The organism is Micromonospora endolithica (assembly GCF_003626595.1).
Taxonomy (GTDB): domain Bacteria; phylum Actinomycetota; class Actinomycetes; order Mycobacteriales; family Micromonosporaceae; genus Micromonospora; species Micromonospora endolithica.
Genome location: NZ_RBAK01000008.1, coordinates 99591 through 116947, shown reverse-complemented (window position 1 = coordinate 116947; position 17357 = coordinate 99591). Strand labels below are relative to the sequence as shown.

The 17357-nt window shown below is 72.6% G+C and carries 13 protein-coding genes; 6 read left to right on the top strand and 7 right to left on the bottom strand.

Going from position 1 to position 17357, the window contains the following annotated elements:
- Positions 1 to 137 precede the first annotated feature (137 nt).
- From D7223_RS20445 to D7223_RS20435, 3 genes are all read left to right on the top strand, one after another.
- On the top strand, positions 138 to 872 hold the full coding sequence (locus D7223_RS20445) for a DUF4245 domain-containing protein (protein ID WP_120730020.1): 735 nt from the start codon (positions 138 to 140) through the stop codon (positions 870 to 872).
- A 99-nt stretch (positions 873 to 971) separates the two neighbouring features.
- Entirely contained in the window at positions 972 to 1769 is a 798-nt protein-coding gene (locus D7223_RS20440; RefSeq protein WP_238162132.1) for a hypothetical protein, read from the top strand.
- 286 nt (positions 1770 to 2055) lie between these two features.
- A complete protein-coding gene (locus D7223_RS20435; RefSeq protein WP_120730019.1) occupies positions 2056 to 2898 on the top strand; it encodes a hypothetical protein in 843 nt (280 codons plus the stop codon).
- A gap of 155 nt (positions 2899 to 3053) precedes the next feature.
- Here D7223_RS20435 and D7223_RS20430 read toward each other — a convergent pair whose 3' ends face one another.
- Both D7223_RS20430 and xseA read right to left on the bottom strand, forming a co-directional pair.
- Complete coding sequence (locus tag D7223_RS20430) at positions 3054 to 3266, bottom strand: exodeoxyribonuclease VII small subunit (RefSeq protein ID WP_120730191.1); 213 nt, start codon at positions 3264 to 3266, stop codon at positions 3054 to 3056.
- Between the two features lie 217 nt (positions 3267 to 3483).
- Positions 3484 to 4650, bottom strand: coding sequence for an exodeoxyribonuclease VII large subunit (gene xseA, locus D7223_RS20425; protein WP_222622284.1), 1167 nt, complete (start codon positions 4648 to 4650; stop codon positions 3484 to 3486).
- A 153-nt stretch (positions 4651 to 4803) separates the two neighbouring features.
- Between xseA and D7223_RS20420 the strand changes: the two genes are divergently transcribed.
- Together D7223_RS20420 and D7223_RS20415 are read left to right on the top strand one after the other, a co-directional pair.
- Complete coding sequence (locus D7223_RS20420) at positions 4804 to 5790, top strand: 4-hydroxy-3-methylbut-2-enyl diphosphate reductase (RefSeq protein WP_120730190.1); 987 nt, start codon at positions 4804 to 4806, stop codon at positions 5788 to 5790.
- Positions 5791 to 5830: 40 nt separating this feature from the next.
- Positions 5831 to 6295: a hypothetical protein gene (locus D7223_RS20415; RefSeq protein ID WP_120730017.1), complete on the top strand. Its 465-nt coding sequence runs from the start codon at positions 5831 to 5833 to the stop codon at positions 6293 to 6295.
- Positions 6296 to 6452: 157 nt separating this feature from the next.
- Here D7223_RS20415 and D7223_RS20410 read toward each other — a convergent pair whose 3' ends face one another.
- Both D7223_RS20410 and D7223_RS20405 read right to left on the bottom strand, forming a co-directional pair.
- The gene (locus tag D7223_RS20410; RefSeq protein ID WP_120730016.1) at positions 6453 to 9719 is read right to left on the bottom strand and encodes a S8 family serine peptidase; all 3267 of its coding nucleotides are present in this window, start codon (positions 9717 to 9719) and stop codon (positions 6453 to 6455) included.
- A gap of 173 nt (positions 9720 to 9892) precedes the next feature.
- The gene (locus D7223_RS20405; protein ID WP_120730015.1) at positions 9893 to 11059 is read right to left on the bottom strand and encodes a DNA recombination protein RmuC; all 1167 of its coding nucleotides are present in this window, start codon (positions 11057 to 11059) and stop codon (positions 9893 to 9895) included.
- Positions 11060 to 11113: 54 nt separating this feature from the next.
- Here D7223_RS20405 and D7223_RS20400 point away from each other — a divergent pair, with 54 nt between their 5' ends.
- On the top strand, positions 11114 to 11920 hold the full coding sequence (locus D7223_RS20400; RefSeq protein ID WP_120730014.1) for a hypothetical protein: 807 nt from the start codon (positions 11114 to 11116) through the stop codon (positions 11918 to 11920).
- A 118-nt stretch (positions 11921 to 12038) separates the two neighbouring features.
- Here D7223_RS20400 and ppc read toward each other — a convergent pair whose 3' ends face one another.
- From ppc to D7223_RS20385, 3 genes are all read right to left on the bottom strand, one after another.
- Positions 12039 to 14825 carry a phosphoenolpyruvate carboxylase gene (ppc, locus tag D7223_RS20395; protein WP_120730013.1) on the bottom strand — a complete coding sequence of 929 codons (2787 nt, stop codon included), beginning with the start codon at positions 14823 to 14825 and terminating at the stop codon, positions 12039 to 12041.
- 130 nt (positions 14826 to 14955) lie between these two features.
- Positions 14956 to 16014, bottom strand: coding sequence for a hypothetical protein (locus tag D7223_RS20390; protein WP_120730012.1), 1059 nt, complete (start codon positions 16012 to 16014; stop codon positions 14956 to 14958).
- Between the two features lie 435 nt (positions 16015 to 16449).
- Positions 16450 to 17340 (bottom strand): helix-turn-helix domain-containing protein, encoded by an 891-nt coding sequence (locus D7223_RS20385; protein ID WP_147252598.1) that lies wholly within the window; start codon positions 17338 to 17340, stop codon positions 16450 to 16452.
- Between the last annotated feature and the right edge of the window lie 17 nt (positions 17341 to 17357).

The following is a 17357-nucleotide window of genomic DNA, read 5'->3' as shown; positions in this document are numbered from 1 at the left end:
TTGCGGGGTGGACCGGCAGGGTGCGGCGTCGCCGCTGCCGGCTTTGTCGCTGATCCTCACACGATGACGGACCCGGTGCGGTGGCGGGGCGGTGATGGCCTGGATACGCCGCCCCGGGCGGCTGAGAAGATGGCGGGGTGGAACCCGCACAACCTGCCGACCGCGTACCCGCCGACCAGACTCCGCCCGACGGCCAGCCGCCGGTGACCTCCGGCCGCCCGGCACCCGCCACCCCGGGCGTACCCGCCGGGGAGCCGGCGCTGGTCGAACCCGCCACCGGGCCCGACGGAGCCGACGGTGGGGCCGCCGCCGCGGAGGTGGGGACCGGGGAGCGGGCCGCGCCGCCGGCCCGGGCCGAGCCCGCCAAGTCGGAGCGGTCGCCGAAGGACATGGCGATCTCGCTGCTGGTGCTGCTGGTCCCGATCGCGTTGCTGCTCGCCTTCTACCGGGGCTTCCTCGGTGGTGACCAGCCGACCACGGTCGACCCGGCACCCGCGATCGGATCCGCCCGGGCGGCCAACGCCTTCCCGGTGGCCGAACCGCGCGGTCTCGGCGACGACTGGCAGACGGTGAACGCCACCTTCCGGACCGTCGAGGACGGTGCGACGCTGCGGATCGGCTACCTCACCCCGGAGGGGCGTGGGCTCCAGATCGTGCAGAGCAGCGTCCCGGCGGAACGGCTGCTGCCGGCCGAGTTGACCGACCAGGGGCAGCCGCAGGGGCAGACGGACCTGGACGGGCGGACCTGGCAGCGGTACACGGCCCGGGGCAACGAACAGGCGCTGGTGCTGCTGGAGCCGAACCGGACCGTGATCGTGGTCGGCGACGCGCGGGACAACGAACTGCGGGCGGCGGCCGGGGCGCTCGGCTGAGGTGCCCCCCACGTGCCGGTGGCATCCGTTAGGCTGCCCCGGCTCGTGCCTGGCCGCACCTCCCGGCCGGGTGTTGCCTTTTTGTGAAGAGAGACATCTGTGAACATTCGACGGTGGACCGTCGGCGTGCTCGCCGCCGCACTGCTCGTGCCCGGCATGGCCGCCTGCAACAAGTCGGAGTCGGCTGATCCGGCCGCCTCCGCCTCGGCCACCCCCGCCGACCCGAAGGAGGCCCTGCGCGCCTCCACCAAGGAGCTCGGCCAGGGCAACTTCACCTTCACCATGACCGGTGCGGGCCTGACCGGCAAGGGGCTGGTGCACAAGCCCAGCAACAGCGTGCAGTTCGACCTGACCTTCGACGACGGCTCCGGCTCGACCATGGGCATGGAGATGATCATGATCGAGTCGGACAGCTGGGTGAAGATGGACCTGGGTGAGCTGGCCGACTCCGTGCCGGCCATGGCCAAGCTCAAGGACAAGTACCAGCACATCGACAAGACCAAGATCAAGGACTCGGACGCCCTCGCGGTGGACCTGGAGAACCCGGACCCGGCCGGCGCCGACGCGCTGTTCAAGTCCATCACCGACGTGCAGGAGACCGGCAAGGGCACCTACGCCGGCAAGCTCGACGTCTCCGGTGTGACCGACTCCGGCGCCATCGACAGTGACGTGATCAAGTCGCTGGGCGACCAGGCCAAGGCGCTTCCGTTCACCGCGAAGCTGGACGACCAGGGCCGCCTCGCCGAGCTGACGATGCCGATCCCGGCCGCCGGCGAGACCAAGGCGCACGAGATCAAGGTCACCTACGCGGACTACGGCAAGGCCACCGGCGCGCAGAAGCCGCCGGCGGACAAGGTCATCGAGGCGTCCCCCGAGACGTACGAGATGTTCCAGTAGCACCCAACACTCGAACGGGGCGGCCCATCGGCCGCCCCGTTCGTCGTCTCCAGGCGGCCTGTCCCCGGTGCGGGCGGGCCGGTCCGGCGGGTGCGCGGATCCTCCCGACGGGGGAACCGGACGAACCGGTGATTGTGCGGCGCGCTGGCAGGGAACTAGGTGGGTGCGACCCGATCGGCCCGCTCCGGCGACCGCCCGGCGTTCGCGCGGCGCAGCCGACAGTCGCTGCGTCGCCCGGTTTCCGGCCGCCACCCGGCGAGTCGGGTGACCCCAACGGGAGACACAGATGACCGTTCGACGCCTGAGCGCCGGCCTGGTGGCCGCCGCGTTGTTCACGCCCGGCCTCGTCGCCTGCAACGCCGCCGGGACCCCGCAGGCCGGCTCCTCCGCCACTCCGACCGCGTCCGGCTCGGCCGCACCCACCGCGTCCGGCGTGAACTCCGACGCCAAGCAGGCCCTGCTCGACTCCACGCGGGAGATCAGCAACGGCAACTTCCGCTTCACCATGTCCGGTGCCGGCTCCAGCGCCGAGGGTCAGGTGCACGAACCGAGCCAGAGCGCCGAGATGCGGATCACCATCGGTCAGCCCACCGACGACCTGGCGATGAAGCTCGACCTGATCCACGCCAAGCCGGACAGCTGGGTCAAGCTGGAACTCGGCGGGAAGACCGCCAACAGCATCCCGGGCGTGCAGAAGCTGAACCTCGGCAAGTACCAGCACCTCGACCAGACCCGGATCCAGGGCAACCGCAACCTGGGCTTCGACTTCGACAAGGTCGACCCGGCCGGCAGCGCCGTGCTCACCCAGGGCATCACCGACGTACGGGAGACCGGCGAGGGCACGTACGCGGGCACGCTCGACGTGTCGAAGGCGGCGGAGGCCGGCTCGGTCGACCCGACCGTGGTCACCGCCCTCGGCCCGCAGGCGAAGTCGGTGCCCTTCACCGCCAAGCTGGACCCGCAGGGGCGGCTCAGCGAGATGGTCGTCCAGATCCCGGCCGCCGGTCAGGCCGCGGCGCAGGAGATCCGGATCACCTACTCCGACTACGGCAACGCCGCCGCCGCCCAGAAGCCGGCGGCGGACCAGGTCGTCGAGGCCCCGGCCGAGCTGTACAACCTGTTCAACTGACCCGACCGGCGCGGGTGGGGCGGCCTCCGGCCGCCCCACCGCTCCGCGTCTGCGCGCGCAGTTTCACAAAACAGTGGCCATTCTCGTCGGGATGGCCACTGTCTTCCCGAAACTGCGGGGTCCGTCGAGGCGGGTCCGCGGGTGGGGGGCTGGGTTCAGGTGGGGCTGTCCTGGCGGGCCGCGTCGATCCGGGCTCGGGCGCCGTCCAGCCACTCCTGGCAGATCTCGGCCAGTTTCTCGCCGCGCTCCCAGAGCGCCAGCGACTCCTCCAGCGTCGTCCCGCCGGCCTCCAGCCGCTCCACCACCGAGGCCAACTCGGCGCGGGCCTGCTCGTAGCTGGGCCGCTGGTCCTTCGTCTCGTCAGTCATCGCCCACATCCCACCACACCGGGCCGACGCGCCCGCCCCCGCGCCGCACCGCCGCTCGCCGCGTCGCCGCGCTCGCCGCGTCGCCCCGCGCTCGCCGCATGATCGCGCTCGATCGCGGATGTAGTGGCATTCCTGCGGCTCGGATGCCACTACATCAGGGTTAGAGCGCGATCATGCGGCTTGCGCAGGGGCAGGGCGGGGAGCGGTCGGCGCCCGCTCAGCGGTCGACGGTGGCGGCCAACTCGCCGTCGGCGAGGCGTACCCGCAGGGGGTCGCCCTTGCCGACCTCGGACGCCGCGCGGACCACGTGGCCGTCGGCGCGTTGCACGATCGCGTACCCGCGGTCGAGGGTGGCGGCGGGGGAGAGCGCGCGGAGCCGGGCGAGGGTGTGTCGCAGGTCCTCGTGGCCGGCCGCGAGGCGGTGGTCCAGGCAGCGGTCCGCCCGGCGGCGCAACGCGGCCAGGTCGGTCTCCCGCTGGTCGACCATCACCTGGGGGCGGGCCAGCACCGGGCGGGAGCGGAGCAGGTCGAGGCGGTGCGACTCCCGGTCCACCAGGTTGCCGACCGCGCGCTCCAGGCGGGAGCGGGCCTGCCGGATGAGGCGTACCTCCTCGGTGAGGTCCGGGACGACGCGCTTGGCCGCGTCGGTGGGGGTGGACGCGCGGACGTCGGCGACGTAGTCCAGCAGCGGCGTGTCGGTCTCGTGGCCGATCGCGCTGACCACCGGCGTACGACAGGCGAAGACCGCCCGGCACAGCGCCTCGTCGGAGAAGGGCAGCAGGTCCTCGATGCCTCCGCCGCCGCGGGCGATGATGATCACGTCGATGCTCGGGTCGGCGTCCAGCACCTTGAGCGCGTCCATGATCTGCGGTACCGCACCCGGCCCCTGCACCGCCACGTTGACCGTGCGGAACTCCACCGCCGGCCAGCGTCGCCGGGCGTTGGTGAGCACGTCCCGTTCCGCGGCCGAGGCACGCCCGGTGATCAGGCCGATCCGCCCCGGCAGGAACGGCGGGCGGCGCTTGCGGGCCCGGTCGAAGAGGCCCTCGGCGGCCAGCAGCTTCTTCAGCTTCTCCAGCCGGGCCAGCAGCTCACCCAGCCCTACCTGGCGGATCTCGTCGGCACGCAGGCTGAGCGTGCCCCGGGCGGCGTAGAACTCCGGCTTGGCGTGCAGCACCACCCGGGCGCCCTCGCGCAACTCCGGGGCGCCGGCGTCGAGGACGTCCCGGTTGGTGGTGACGGTCAGGCTGAGGTCGGCCGACGGGTCCCGCAGGGTCAGGAACACGGTGCTCGCGCCGGGACGCCGGCTGATCTGCGCCACCTGCCCGTCCACCCAGACCCAGCCGAGCTTGGCGATCCAGGCACCGACCTTCTGGCTGACCACTCGGACCGGCCAGGGCTCGTCCGAACTGCTGCGTGGAACCTCTGCCGAACTCACCCGGTCACCCTACGGCCAGTCCCCGGTCAGGTGCCCGTCCGCGCTGTGGCGGGGGTCGCGGCCGCTGCCCGGTACGGGGCCGGCACGTACGATGGACGGGTGACTGAGGCTGAGGCGACCCCCCGGACCGGCAAGCGCGTGCTCCTGGCAAAGCCCCGCGGCTACTGCGCGGGCGTCGACCGCGCGGTGCAGACCGTCGAGGAGGCACTCAAGCTCTACGGCGCTCCGATCTACGTACGCAAGGAGATCGTGCACAACAAGCACGTGGTGCGGACGCTGGAGGCGCAGGGAGCCGTCTTCGTCGAGGAGAACGAGGAGGTGCCCGAGGGGGCCACCGTCATCTTCTCCGCGCACGGCGTCGCCCCCGAGGTCTACGAGCAGGCCAGGCAGCGCTCGCTGAAGGCGATCGACGCGACCTGCCCGCTGGTGACGAAGGTGCACCAGGAGGCGAAGCGGTTCGCCGCCGAGGACTACGACATCCTGCTGATCGGTCACGAGGGGCACGAGGAGGTCATCGGCACCGCCGGCGAGGCCCCGGAGCACATCCAGCTGGTCGACGGCCCGGAGGACGCCGACCGGATCACCGTCCGCGACCCGAACAAGGTCGTCTGGCTGTCCCAGACCACCCTGTCGGTCGACGAGACGCTGGAGACGGTGGCCCGGCTGAAGAAGCGCCTGCCGATGCTCCAGTCGCCGCCCAGCGACGACATCTGCTACGCCACCTCCAACCGGCAGCACGTGGTCAAGGAGATCGCGCCGGACTGCGACGTGGTGATCGTGGTCGGCTCGCGCAACTCCTCGAACTCGGTGCGGCTGGTCGAGGTCGCCCTGGACGCGGGTGCCCGCGCCGGCCACCTCGTCGACTTCGCCCACGAGATCGACGAGGCGTGGCTGGCGGGGGCCACCACGGTCGGCCTGACCTCCGGCGCGAGCGTCCCGGACGAGCTGGTCCAGGACGTCCTGGCCTACCTGGCCGCGCGCGGCTTCACCGACGTGGACGAGGTGGTGACCGCGAACGAGCGGCTCACCTTCTCGCTGCCGCAGGAGCTGAAGCGGGACATGAAGGCCGCCGCGGCGCGCGGCTGAGGATGGGAACGAACCGCGCCCTGCGTACGTCAGATCCGGCATGAGGAACCTTCGGCTCGCCGTCCCCGCGCTGGCCGTCTGCATGGCGCTCGGTGCCTGTGGCGGCCAGGGCGGCGGCGACGGCACCCCCACCTCCACCCCCACGGGAGACCTGCCGGTGACCAGCCAGCCCACGCCCGACCCGAGCGTCCCGCCGACCGCCGGCCCCACCCCGCCGACGGCCGCCCCCACCCCGCCGCCGCCGAGCCTGCCACCGCTGCCCACCGGGAAGCCGGGCAAGCCGACCCTGCCCCCGCCGGTCGGTGGCACCGAGCTCACCGGCACGATCGCCACCGGCGTCGAGCCGAACTGCCTGCTCCTCGACGGGTTCCTGCTGATCGGGGGCCCCCGCGACGTGCTGCGGCCGGGCGCGCGGGTCACCGTCACCGGCCAGGTGCAGCCCGACGTGATGAGCACCTGCCAGCAGGGCACCCCGTTCGTGGTGGAGAACGCCCGCCGGTCCTGAGCGCGGTCGGTCCGGCCGGCCGACACCGCCGTGCCGGACCCCGGCTCGCCCAACCGACCGGTGAGCCGCTCGTCCCGCACCGGACGATCCGCACCGTGACGCGCGGGAGCCCGCCCCCGAAGGTTCGGGGACGGGCTCCAGCGGTGTTACGGACGGATCAGTTGACGGCGCCGACGGAGACGGCACCGCGACCGACGATCGCGCCCTCCGTGGTCACCACGGCGAGCTCGCCGTACAGCTCCCGGCCGGCGGCCGGGGTGGACAGGGCGGTCACCGCACCGGTGAGGGTGGCGGTGGCGCCGTTGGCCAGGGTGAGCGGGGTGCTCGGGGCCGACAGGCTACCCAGCGCGGCCGCCGAGAACGAGTCCCGGTAGTCGTACGCCGTGCTGCCGCCGGCACCGTCCACCGCGTAGCCCTCGACGACCACCCGGTAGGTGCCGGGCGTCGGGTTGGCGAGGGTCACCGCCTCCTCGGAGTCACCGTCGGCCTGCTGCCCGACCAGGGTGGTCCCCCGGAAGACGTACAGGTCCAGGTCGGCGCTGGCGTTGGCCGGGTTGCCGATCCGAGCGGTGAACCGCGAAGCGCCCGCCGGCACCTCGACGGTGTATTCCTGGGTGGCCAGCTCGGCGATGGTCGGCCGCTCGTCGCGGACGCTGGAGAGCGGACCGCCCTGGCCGGTCACCGCGACCGGACCGAAGGTGTTGGTCAGGTTCCAGGTCACCGGGGTCGGCTCACCGGCGTCGACCGCCGGCAGCTCGACCACGGCCGGCTCGACCGCGACGCCCTGCACCCGAGCCGTGAGCTGGTACGGGTTGTTCAGCGACGGCGAGGTGCGGCGCGACTCGACCTCGATCTCCCAGACACCCGGGATCGGGTTCTGGTAGTCCCGCTCCTGCGGCTTGCAGGCGTTGGCGTCCGAGAAGTTGGTGTAGCACGCCAGGCTGGACGTGCTCTCCACCGGAACGCCGTACGGGTTGAAGGCGATGAACCGGGTCTGCGACCCGGTGGCGATGCCGGCGAGGTTCACCTGCAGCGCACCGGTGCCCGGGGGCACCGTCACGAAGTGCGACGTGGTGCTGTTGCGGTCCACCGAGCCCTCGGCCGAGAAGGCGAAGGTCGGCTTCTTGACGTCGTTCGAGGCGACCACGACGGCGGACACCTCGAAGTCGATCATCCCGGTCGCCGGGTCGTCGATCGTCACGATCGTGCCGTGCGCACCGATGGTCCGGGGCCTGGCGGTGACGTTGATCGTGACGGTCCGGTTCAGCGGCAGCGCGACGGTCTTCGGCGCGGAGAACGTGCCGTCGTTGCCGCGCAGACCGACGTTGTGCCGGACGGTGCCGGTCGGGCCGCTGGTGCGGGTCAGCTTGACCTGGTAGGTCTTCGCCTGGTTGACCTTGTGGCCGCCGTCGGCGGAACCACAGCGGTTGTAGACGCCGGTGCCCCGGTTCGGGGTGGCCAGCTGCTCCGACAGGACGGTGCAGACCGCCGCCTCGGAGGTGTACGACCGGGTGGTCAGGTCCGTGCGCAGCAGCTTCCAGGCGCCCGGCACGTTGAACATGCCGTAGCCCTGGCCGTACGTCGGGACGTCCTTGATCGGCTTGGCCGACGAGTAGATCGCCCGGCGCAGCGCGGCCGGCGTGACGCCCCGGTCGGTCGCCTTGGCGGCCGACAGGAGCAGTGCGGCGGCGCCGGCGGCCTGCGGGGAGGCCATCGACGTGCCGTTGAACATGCCGTAGCCCGGCGGGAGGGCGTAGCCGGCCTCGGGGACCGGGCCACCGGCCTGCCAGGTCGGGGTGGTGGAGATGGCCGAACCCGGAGCGGCGATGTTCGGCTTGGCGCCACCGTCCTCACGGGGACCGCGCGAGGAGAAGTTGAACAGCGCGTTCTTCTTCTTCACCACGGAGCCGTAGTTGGCCAGCCAGGTGTCCTTGCTGACGCTCGCCGCGACGCTGACCACGTCGGCCGACGCGGACGGGTCGCCGATGGTGTTCACACCCGGACCGGAGTTGCCGGCCGAGATGAACATCTGCACGCCGTAGGTGTTGATCAGGTTGTTGTACAGCTCGGCGCGGGCGTTGTTGCCGTCGTTCAGCGCCGGCAGGCCGCCGATCGACATGTTGATGACGCTCACGCCCCGGTTGATCACCAGGTCGGCCATGCCGGTGGTGAGGGCGGCGTAGGTGCAGCCGCCGCCCCACGAGCAGGCGCGGGCGGAGACGAGCTTCGCGCCCGGTGCGGCGCCGTCGAAGGCGTCGTTGCCCAGCATGTCGTTGGCGGCGGTGATGCCGGCGACGTGCGAGCCGTGCGCGCTCTCCACGATGCCGATGTTGACGTAGTCGGACGTGCCCGGTTCGCCGATCGGACGCGTGTCGACGTTCTTGCGGTACTCGACCACGAACGACATCCGCTCGGCGATCGCCGTCGCCGGGTTGTCGGTGCCGAAGAAGCCGATGTCGAACTTCTCCTTGTACGGCCGCATCACGGCCTCGTCGGTGAAGTCCTTGTCCTGGTCGGTGTCCACCCAGATGTCGTTGGTCACCGGGTTGTAGAGCACCCCGAACACGTCGGTGATGTCGCCGTCGCGGTTGACGTCACCGCCGGGCTCGCTGTTGCGGGTGATCGACTCGGCGAACAGCCCGAGGCGGAACGTGCCAGCCGGGGAGGTCCAGGTGCCCGCTTCGGTGCTGAAGGACGGGCCCGTGACGGCGGTGTTCATCCGCAGCCAGGTGCCGTCCTCGAGCGGGTCGGTGGCGGTGACCCAGTCGACGATCTTGCGCTCACCGGTCGTGGTCTTCTGCAACGCCGGGTGCATCAGGTCCACACCGGAGTCCATGATGCCGATGGTGACACCCCGGCCGTCCCACGCCGGGTGCTGCTCGACGAAGCGAACGGCACCGGTCTCGTTGGTCGGCATGTAGGGGTTGGCGGCGCGGGTCGAGTCGCCCGGCCCGGCGAGGGTGGTTGCCTGCTTCGCCGCCTTCCGCCCGTTGGACGCGGCTTCCGGCTTGGGATCGGGGAGCTGGATCTTCTCGTCCAGGTCCACCGCGGCGACGCCGGGCAGGGTGGCCGCCTTGACCACCTTGTCGGTGGGCACCTTGGCCAGCACGTAGCCGATCGTGTCGTACCGCTCGCTGACCGCGCCGCCGAGACCCTTCAGGTCCTCGGCGACGTCCTTGGCCTCACCCTTGTCGGTGGCGACGATCAGGGTGACGGTGGGGGCCTTCCTGGCCTCCGCCTCGGCGAGCAGCTTGGCGTCGTGCGATCCGAGCGCCTCGACCGGGGTGGCCGGCGCGGCGTCGGGTCCAGAGGGCGCGGCGCTCGCGGAAGCGGCACCGCCCGCGACGGTCACGGCGCTCGCCGCCATGACCGACGCGAAGAGCGCGGCGGAGGTACGCCGGCTCAGGTTTCGGGGTTTGCTCACGTTCTCTTTCCTCCAGAGAACAGTGCCCTCATATTCAGGGCGCGCGTGAGGGATCCTTCGTGGTATCGACGGGCGCTGTCACTACCGGCGAGTTCGTTGTGACCATCTCGTGACATGAGCGGTCGCACATTGTCACAGCGATTCCGCTATGTGGACCGCGGAAGCGCTTCCACTCACGACGGTGGGGAGGTCTCCTCCGCGGGGGATTCCAGCAGCTCCGGGGCCTGCGGTTGGCGGGGCGCCAGCTCGACCTGGGCGGGGGTCGCCAACTCCTGGTCGGAGACCCCCAGCTCGGCGAGCTTGCGGGCGCTGACCAGCACCCGCGCCTCCAGCGACCCCACCGCCCGGTTGTACGCGGTCACCGCCCCGCCCAGCGACGCGCCGAGCTTGCCGACGTGGTCGCCGAGGGTGGACAGCCGCCCGTACAACTCCTTGGCCACCGAGTGCACGGTGGCCGCGTTGCGGGCCAGCACCTCCTGGCGCCACGAGTAGGCGACGGTCCGCAGCAGCGCCACCAGGGTGGCCGGGGTGGCCAGCACGACGTCCCGGGCGAAGGCGTGCTCCAGCAGTGTCGGGTCGCGTTGCAGCGCCACGTCGAGGAACGGGTCGGCCGGCACGAACAGCACCACGAACTCGGGACTGATGTCGAACGCCGACCAGTAGGACTTCGCGGCCAGCGCGTCCACGTGCGCGCGCAGGTGCCGCGCGTGCGCGTCGAGGTGGGTGTCCCGGCCCCGCTCGTCGCGGGCCTCCATGGCGGTGAGGTACGCGTCGAACGGCGCCTTCGCGTCCACCACCACCGACCTGCCGCCGTGCAGCCGGACCACCAGGTCCGGGCGGACCATCTGGCGGTCCGTGGACGCGGTGACCTGCTCGGAGAAGTCGCAGTGCTCCAGCATCCCGGCCGCCTCCACGATGCGGCGCAACTGGTGCTCGCCCCACCGGCCCCGCACCTGCGGCGCCCGCAGCGCGGCCACCAGTTGCTTGGTCTCGGTGCGCAGTTCCCCGGAGACCGAGGACATGGCCCGGACCTGTTCGCGCAGCTCCGCGTACGCGTCGACGCGGTCGTGCTCCAGCTCGGCGACCCGAGACTCGTAGCGTCGCAGCGTGTCGTGCAGCGGCGCCACGGCCCGAGCCACCGCCTCCTGCGACTGGGCCGTCGCCTCGTAGCTGAGCGCGCGCATGGACTGCTCCAACCGGCCCTCGCCCTCCCGGGTGGCGCGCAGCGTGGCGTCCAGGCGGGCGATCTCCGCCGCCGCCCGGGACCGGGCGGCGAGCCAGCCGACCGCGCCGCCCGCGGCGAGGCAGACGACCACCACGGCCAGCGTCGAGAAGCTCATGCCGCAGAGCTTGCCAAACGGGTACGACCCGCGAACGGTGGGTACGTACCGGGGATGAGAACTCTGCTGTGTCTCGGCATCCTCGCCGTCGGCGCCGTGGTCGCGTTCGCGATCGTCACCGCGCAGTCGAGGGCCCGCCGGGGTGACCAACTCGGTGACGCGCGCGCGGAGGCGCAGCGGTGGTACGAACGCCTCGGCGGCCAGGTGATGAGCCTGCACGGCGACCAGCCGGCGGTACGGCAGGCGTTGGCCGACGCCGGTGAGCGGTACAACGCCGCCGGATCGCAGTTGGAGCAGGCGCGGACGGTCAACCAGTTCGGGCTGGCCCGGGAGACCGCGTTGGAGGGGCTCTCGTACATCCGGGCGGCCCGGACGGCGCTCGGCATCGACCCCGGCCCGGAGCTGCCGCCGCTGGCCGCGGCCCGGGGTGCCGGCCAGCTCACCCTGGAACGCCAGGTGGACGTGCGGGGACAGACCGTGAAGGCCGGCCCGCGACCCGGCCCGGACACGCCCTACTACTACCCGGGTGGGCGGATGCAGGGCCGGCCGGTTCCGGCCGGCTGGTACTCGACGCCCTGGTGGAAGACCGCGCTGGGAGCCGGCGCCGGCGTCGTCGGCGGCCTGCTGATCGCCGACGCCCTCTTCTCGCCCGGGTGGGGAGACCCGGGCTACGGCGAGGGCTACCAGGAAGGCTTCGCCGACGGCACCGATGGTGCGGACGGCGCCGACCAGGGCGACCTCGGCGGCGACGCCGGCGGGACCGATCAGGCGGGCGATTTCGGCGGTGGCGACTTCGGGGGCGGCGGATTCGGCGGTGGCGACTTCGGGGGCGGCGGCGACTTCGGCGGCGGCGACTGGTGACGCCGCCGCCCACGGTGCAAGGAAGGGCCCCTTGTTAACACCCGAGCAGCGCGTGGGTGTTGTTAACAAGGGGCCCTTCCTCTACCGCAGGCGTTAAGAAGGGGCCCTTCCTTACACCTCAGCCGGTGTTGCGCATGCCGGCGGCGATGCCGTTGACCGTGGTGAGCAGCGCCCGTTCCAGCGCGGTGCCGTCGTTGGGCGCGCGGCGGCCGCCCGGTGCGGTCGCCACCGCCCGGCCGGCCGCCCCGGAGTCCCGATACTGCCGCAGCAGCGCCACCTGGAGGTGGTGCAGCGGTTCCAGGTAGGTGTCCCGTACCGCGAGGGTGCGCTGGAGCACCGGCGAGTTGTCCAGCAGGGCCGGCGCGGCGGTCACCGCCAGCACCTCCCGCCGGGTCAGCTCGTACTCCTGCTCGATGGTGTGGAAGATCGGGTGCAGCTTCTTCGGCACCAGGGTCTCCACGTACCGGCGGGCGATGCCCAGGTCGGTCTTGGTCAGCATCATCTCCACGTTCGACAGGAACGTGCGGAAGAAGTGCCAGTTCCGGTTCATCTCGGCCAGCACGTCGGCCAGCCCCGCCTCGCGCGCGGCGGCCAGCCCGGAGCCCACCCCGAACCAACCGGGCACGATCTGCCGGGTCTGGGTCCAGCCGAACACCCACGGGATCGCCCGCAGCCCTCCCAGGCCGGCGCCGGTGTTCGGCCGCTTCGCCGGACGGGAGCCGATGTTCAGCGCGCCGAGCAGTTCCGTCGGCGTCGACGCCCAGAAGTACGCGGGCAGGTCCGGGTCCTCGACCAGGGACCGGTAAGAGCGGAAGGCCGACTCGGAGACGACGTCCATCGCCGCGTCCCAGCGTTCCAGCTGCTCGGCCGGCTGCCGGGGAGCGGTGTGCACCAGCGTGGCCTGGAGGACCGCCGCCACGGTCAGTTCCAGGTTCTCCCGGGCCAGCGCCGGCAGGGTGTACTTGTCGGAGATGACCTCGCCCTGCTCGGTAACCTTGATCGCGCCGTCCAGGGTGCCGTACGGCTGGGCCAGGATCGCGTCGTGCGTCGGCCCACCGCCGCGACCCACGGTGCCGCCCCGGCCGTGGAACAGCCGCAGGCGTACGCCGTGCCGGGCGGCCACGTCGCGCAGCGCCCGCTGGGCCCGGTGGATCGACCACTGGCTGGTGGTGATGCCGGCCTCCTTGTTGGAGTCGGAGTAGCCGAGCATCACCTCCTGCACGTCGCCGCGGGCCGCGACCAGCGCCCTGTACGCGGGCAGCGACAGCAGCTCGTCGAGGAGCTCGCCGCCGGCGTTCAGCTCGGCCGGGGTCTCCAGCAGCGGCACGAAGCCGATCCGCGAGCGGCGGCCGTGCACGTCGACCAGGCCGGCCTCGCGGGCCAACAGCACGGCGGCGAGCACGTCGTCCACGCCGAGGGTCATCGAGATGATGTAGGACTCGATCACCTCGGCGCCGAACCGGTCCTGCGCCTCCCGGATGGTGCCGAAGACGTCGAACGTCTTGCGGGCCGCCTCGGTCAGCGGGGTGTCGGCGGTGGACAGCGGCCGACGGCCGGCCAGCTCGTCGGCGAGCAGCTTGGTGCGCTCCAGCCGACTCAGCGACGGGTAGTCGGAGACCTCACCGACCGCCCGGTAGAACTGGGTGAGCACCTCGTGGTGCTTCTCGGCGTGCTCCCGGACGTCCATCGTCGCCAGGTGCAGGCCGAACGCGGACACCGTACGGATGGTGGACGCCAGCCGCCCGACGGCGGTGAGCTGCCCGGCGTTGCGGGCCAGCGACCCGCGCAGCAGCTCCAGGTCGGCGATCAGCTCGGCGGCGCCGCGGTAGTCCCGGCCGGGCACGTGCGGGGTGGCCTGCCGCAGCCGCTGCCGGGTGTTGGCCAGCTTCGCCTTCACGCAGCGTGCCTTGAGCCGGTAGGGCTCCTCGGCGTTGACCCGGCGGAACCGGGGCGCGACCTCGGGCAGCGCGTCCAGGTCGGCGGCGAGGCTGGCGGAGAGGTCCAGCGACACCCCGCGCAGCCGCCGGGAGACCGACACCTCGTTGATCAGCTCGTCCATCGCCTTCTCGGTGGCGGCGATGCCGTGCTCGTGCTGGATGACCAGCACGTCGCGGGTCACCGTCGGGGTGACGAACGGGTTGCCGTCCCGGTCACCGCCGATCCAGGTGCCGAAGGTCAGCGGCCGGGCCGTCGGGGACGTCTCCACCCCGAGGGCGCGCAGCGTGTCGGCCAGGTCGTCGAGCACCTGCGGGGCCGCCTCGGCGTAGAGGTCGCGCAGGTAGTAGACGGCGTTGCGGGCCTCGTCGGTGGGGTCCGGCCGGTCCAGTCGAAGCTCGTCGGTCTGCCACATCAGGTCGAGCAGTTCGGCGAGGCGGCGGTTGGCCGGACCCTCGTCGCTGGCGCCGTAGAGGATCGCGTTGGCGGTCTCGGTGTCCAGTTCGTCGGCGATGGCGCGCAGCTTGGACAGGATGGACCGGCGGGCCGCCTCGGTCGGGTGGGCGGTGAAGACCGGCCGGACGGCGAGCCGCCGGGCCGCGGCGGCGATCTCCTCGGCCGGCACCCCACGTTCGGCGATCATCTTGGCCGCCTGGTCGAGCCAGCCCCCGTGGGTGGCCCGGCGACGACGCAGGTCCCGGGCCCGGTGCACCTGCTCGGTGATGTTCGCCAGGTGGAAGTAGGTGGAGAAGGCGCGGGCCAGCTTGGTGCCCGTGGTGACGTCGAGGCCACCGAGGCGACGGGCGGCGGAGGGGGCGTCGGAGCGGACCTGGGCGCGGATCTCCTCGACCAGGTCGAGCAGTGGGCGGCCCTCCTGGCGGGCGAGGGTCTGCCCGAGCAGGGTGCCGAGGCGGCGGATGTCGGCGCGTAGCGCGGCGTCGGGGCCGTCGTGGTCGTACTGGTCGGTCACGGTGCGCTCCTTACGTGCGTACGAAGGACAGCGCTGTCCGAACACCTGGATCGTATCCGCGCCGGGGCCGGATGTAAGGAGGGGCCCCTTGTTAACGCCTGGCGTTGTAAAAGGGTCCCTTCCTAACACCTCAGCCGCCGGAGTGAGCATTCGCGCTGGTGGGAGAGCTGTCGGGGCGGGCGGTGCCGCGACGCGCCCGGCGTCGGGCGTGGAAGATCGTGGCGGTGAGCACACCGAGTGCGCCGAGCAGTGTCCAGACGGTGAGACCGGCCAGCGGCCAGCCCGCCCCACGCCGGTCGAAGTACACCACCGACTTGATCAGATCGGTGCAGAGACCGGCGGCGTTCCAGCGGTGCATGCCGCGCAGCACGGTGGGCAGGAACTCCGGCGCGTAGATCCCACCGGACCCCGGGTTGCCCAGCACCACCAGCAGCACGATGACCAGGCCGGTGCCGAGCAGCCCGAGCCACGCCTGGATCGCGGCGGCCACCATCGCCGCCGCGAAGACGGTGAGCGCGCCCGTCGCCGCCACCACCGGCAGGTCGTGGTCCCACACGCCGACCACCGGCCCCACCACCACCGCGCCGGCCACCCCCAGGATCATGGCGTACGCGGCCAGCGCCGCCGTCCGCAGCGCGGCCCACCGGACGGTGCGGGGTGCGGTGCCGGTGCGCAGCCCGAGGGCGGTGGCGGCGAGGTAGCCGCCCAGTACGTACCCGACGGCGAGATAGAAGGGGACCACCCCGCGCGGGTCGCTGTCCTCCACCGGGACCTGGTCACCGACCCGCAACGGGAGTCGCGCCTGCCGGGCGGCCTCGCCGAGCACCCGGTCGACCACGTCGACGGCGGCCGGCGCGGCGGCACTGGCGGTGGTGAGGCGCAACCCGCCGGCCGGGTCGGTGGCGAGCACCGCGTACACCTCGCGGGACAGCAGCCCGTCGTCGGCGGCGGCCTGGTCGTCGTACGCGATGATCTTGATCATGTCGGTGCGGTCCCGGACGGCGGTGAGGAGCGTCCGGGCGCGCTGGTCGCTCGACGCGACGCCGACCGGCACGTCGCGCGGCGTGGGCTCGTGCAGGGCACCGACGTAGGCCCCGATGAACGCGGTCGCGATGAGCAGCGTGCCGAGCAGCAGCCCGGCGGTGCGCGGCAACCAGTCGCGCACGGTGGGTTCCGGCTCCTCCTGCACACCGTCAGCCTAGGGAGGGGATGTACCGCTTCATGGCGTTTCGCCCACCCGGAGGCGGGACGGGCGGACCACGCCGACCTCATCGACGGGACGGCCCGGCGGAGCGCCACCACCCGGGGCGTCCGTGTCGCCGCCCGGCCGGAGGTGCCGCACAGGGGCGTACGGCACCTCCGGGTGGTTGACCGGCGGCGGGCCGCCGGTGCGGCGCCCGGCTGCCGGAGCTGCGGGCCTCCCCGAACAGGTCCGCCCACTCCGGCGGCCACCGTGTGCGCGGTGGCCCGGGGTACGTCATCCATCCTCGGCGCGGGCGGGTGGGAAGTCTTGAAGATCCTTGCGCGTTTGCCGCCCCGCGGCGGGTGAGCCGTCGGCGGCGTTAACAAGGGGCCCTTCCTCTACCGCAGGCGTTAATGGGGGGCCCTTCCTTACACCCCGTCCCTACGCGGTGAGGAGGTGGCGGAGGTGGGCCGGCGGGTGGCCGACCTGGGCCCGGACGACGCGGGTGAGGTGCGCCTGGTCGGCGAAGCCGTACTCGGAGGCGACCACCCGCAGCGGTGGCCCGTCGGACTCGGCGAGGGTGTCCAGGACCGCGCGGACCCGTAGCTGGTTGCGCCAGGCGGTGAGGCTGGTCCCGGTGACCCGCTGGAACACCCGGCTGAGGTGGTGCGGTGAGGCGCCCACCGCCCGGGCGACCTCCTCCAGGCCGATCGAGAAGTCACCGGCGGCGAGCACCTCGCGCGCCCGGTCGGCGAGCTGTCGGTGGGCGGCCAGGGTGGCGGCGCGGCGGCCGACGGCCCGGTCCAGGTCCACGTCGGGCGACTCGCGGTCGGGGGAGACGAACCCGAGCAGCCGGCCGAGGAAGCGATGCAGCCGCTCGGCCATCTCGAAGTGGTCCAGGCCGCGGCGCAGGTCGGCCGCCAGCATCCGGTGGGCCAGGTCCAGCGCGCCGTCCGAGGAGCCCGCCCAGCCGGTGCCGCCGAACCAGCGGCGGGCGTCCGGCCGCCGGGCCAGCACCTCCGCGTCGACCTCCAGGCAGGTGTACGAGTCACCGCAGCCCAGCGGGTGCGACACCGCCATCTCGTCGCCGGGGCGCAGGAGCAGGACGGAGGTGGCGTCGGCGAAGGCGGTGCGTCCGTTCACCCGGCGCCGGTAGACCCCCGCCCGCCCGAGGACGACCTTGTAGGTGGTCTCCGCGGCCGGTGCGGACCAGCCGTGGTTCTCGACGATGCAGCGGGCCTGGTACACCAGGATCCCGTCCGGATGCCCCAGCACCCGCCAACGGGCGGGCGAGGTGCGCCGGCGCGGGTCACTGCCGATTCCTTCCGGCATCTGTCCGTCCTCCCGGG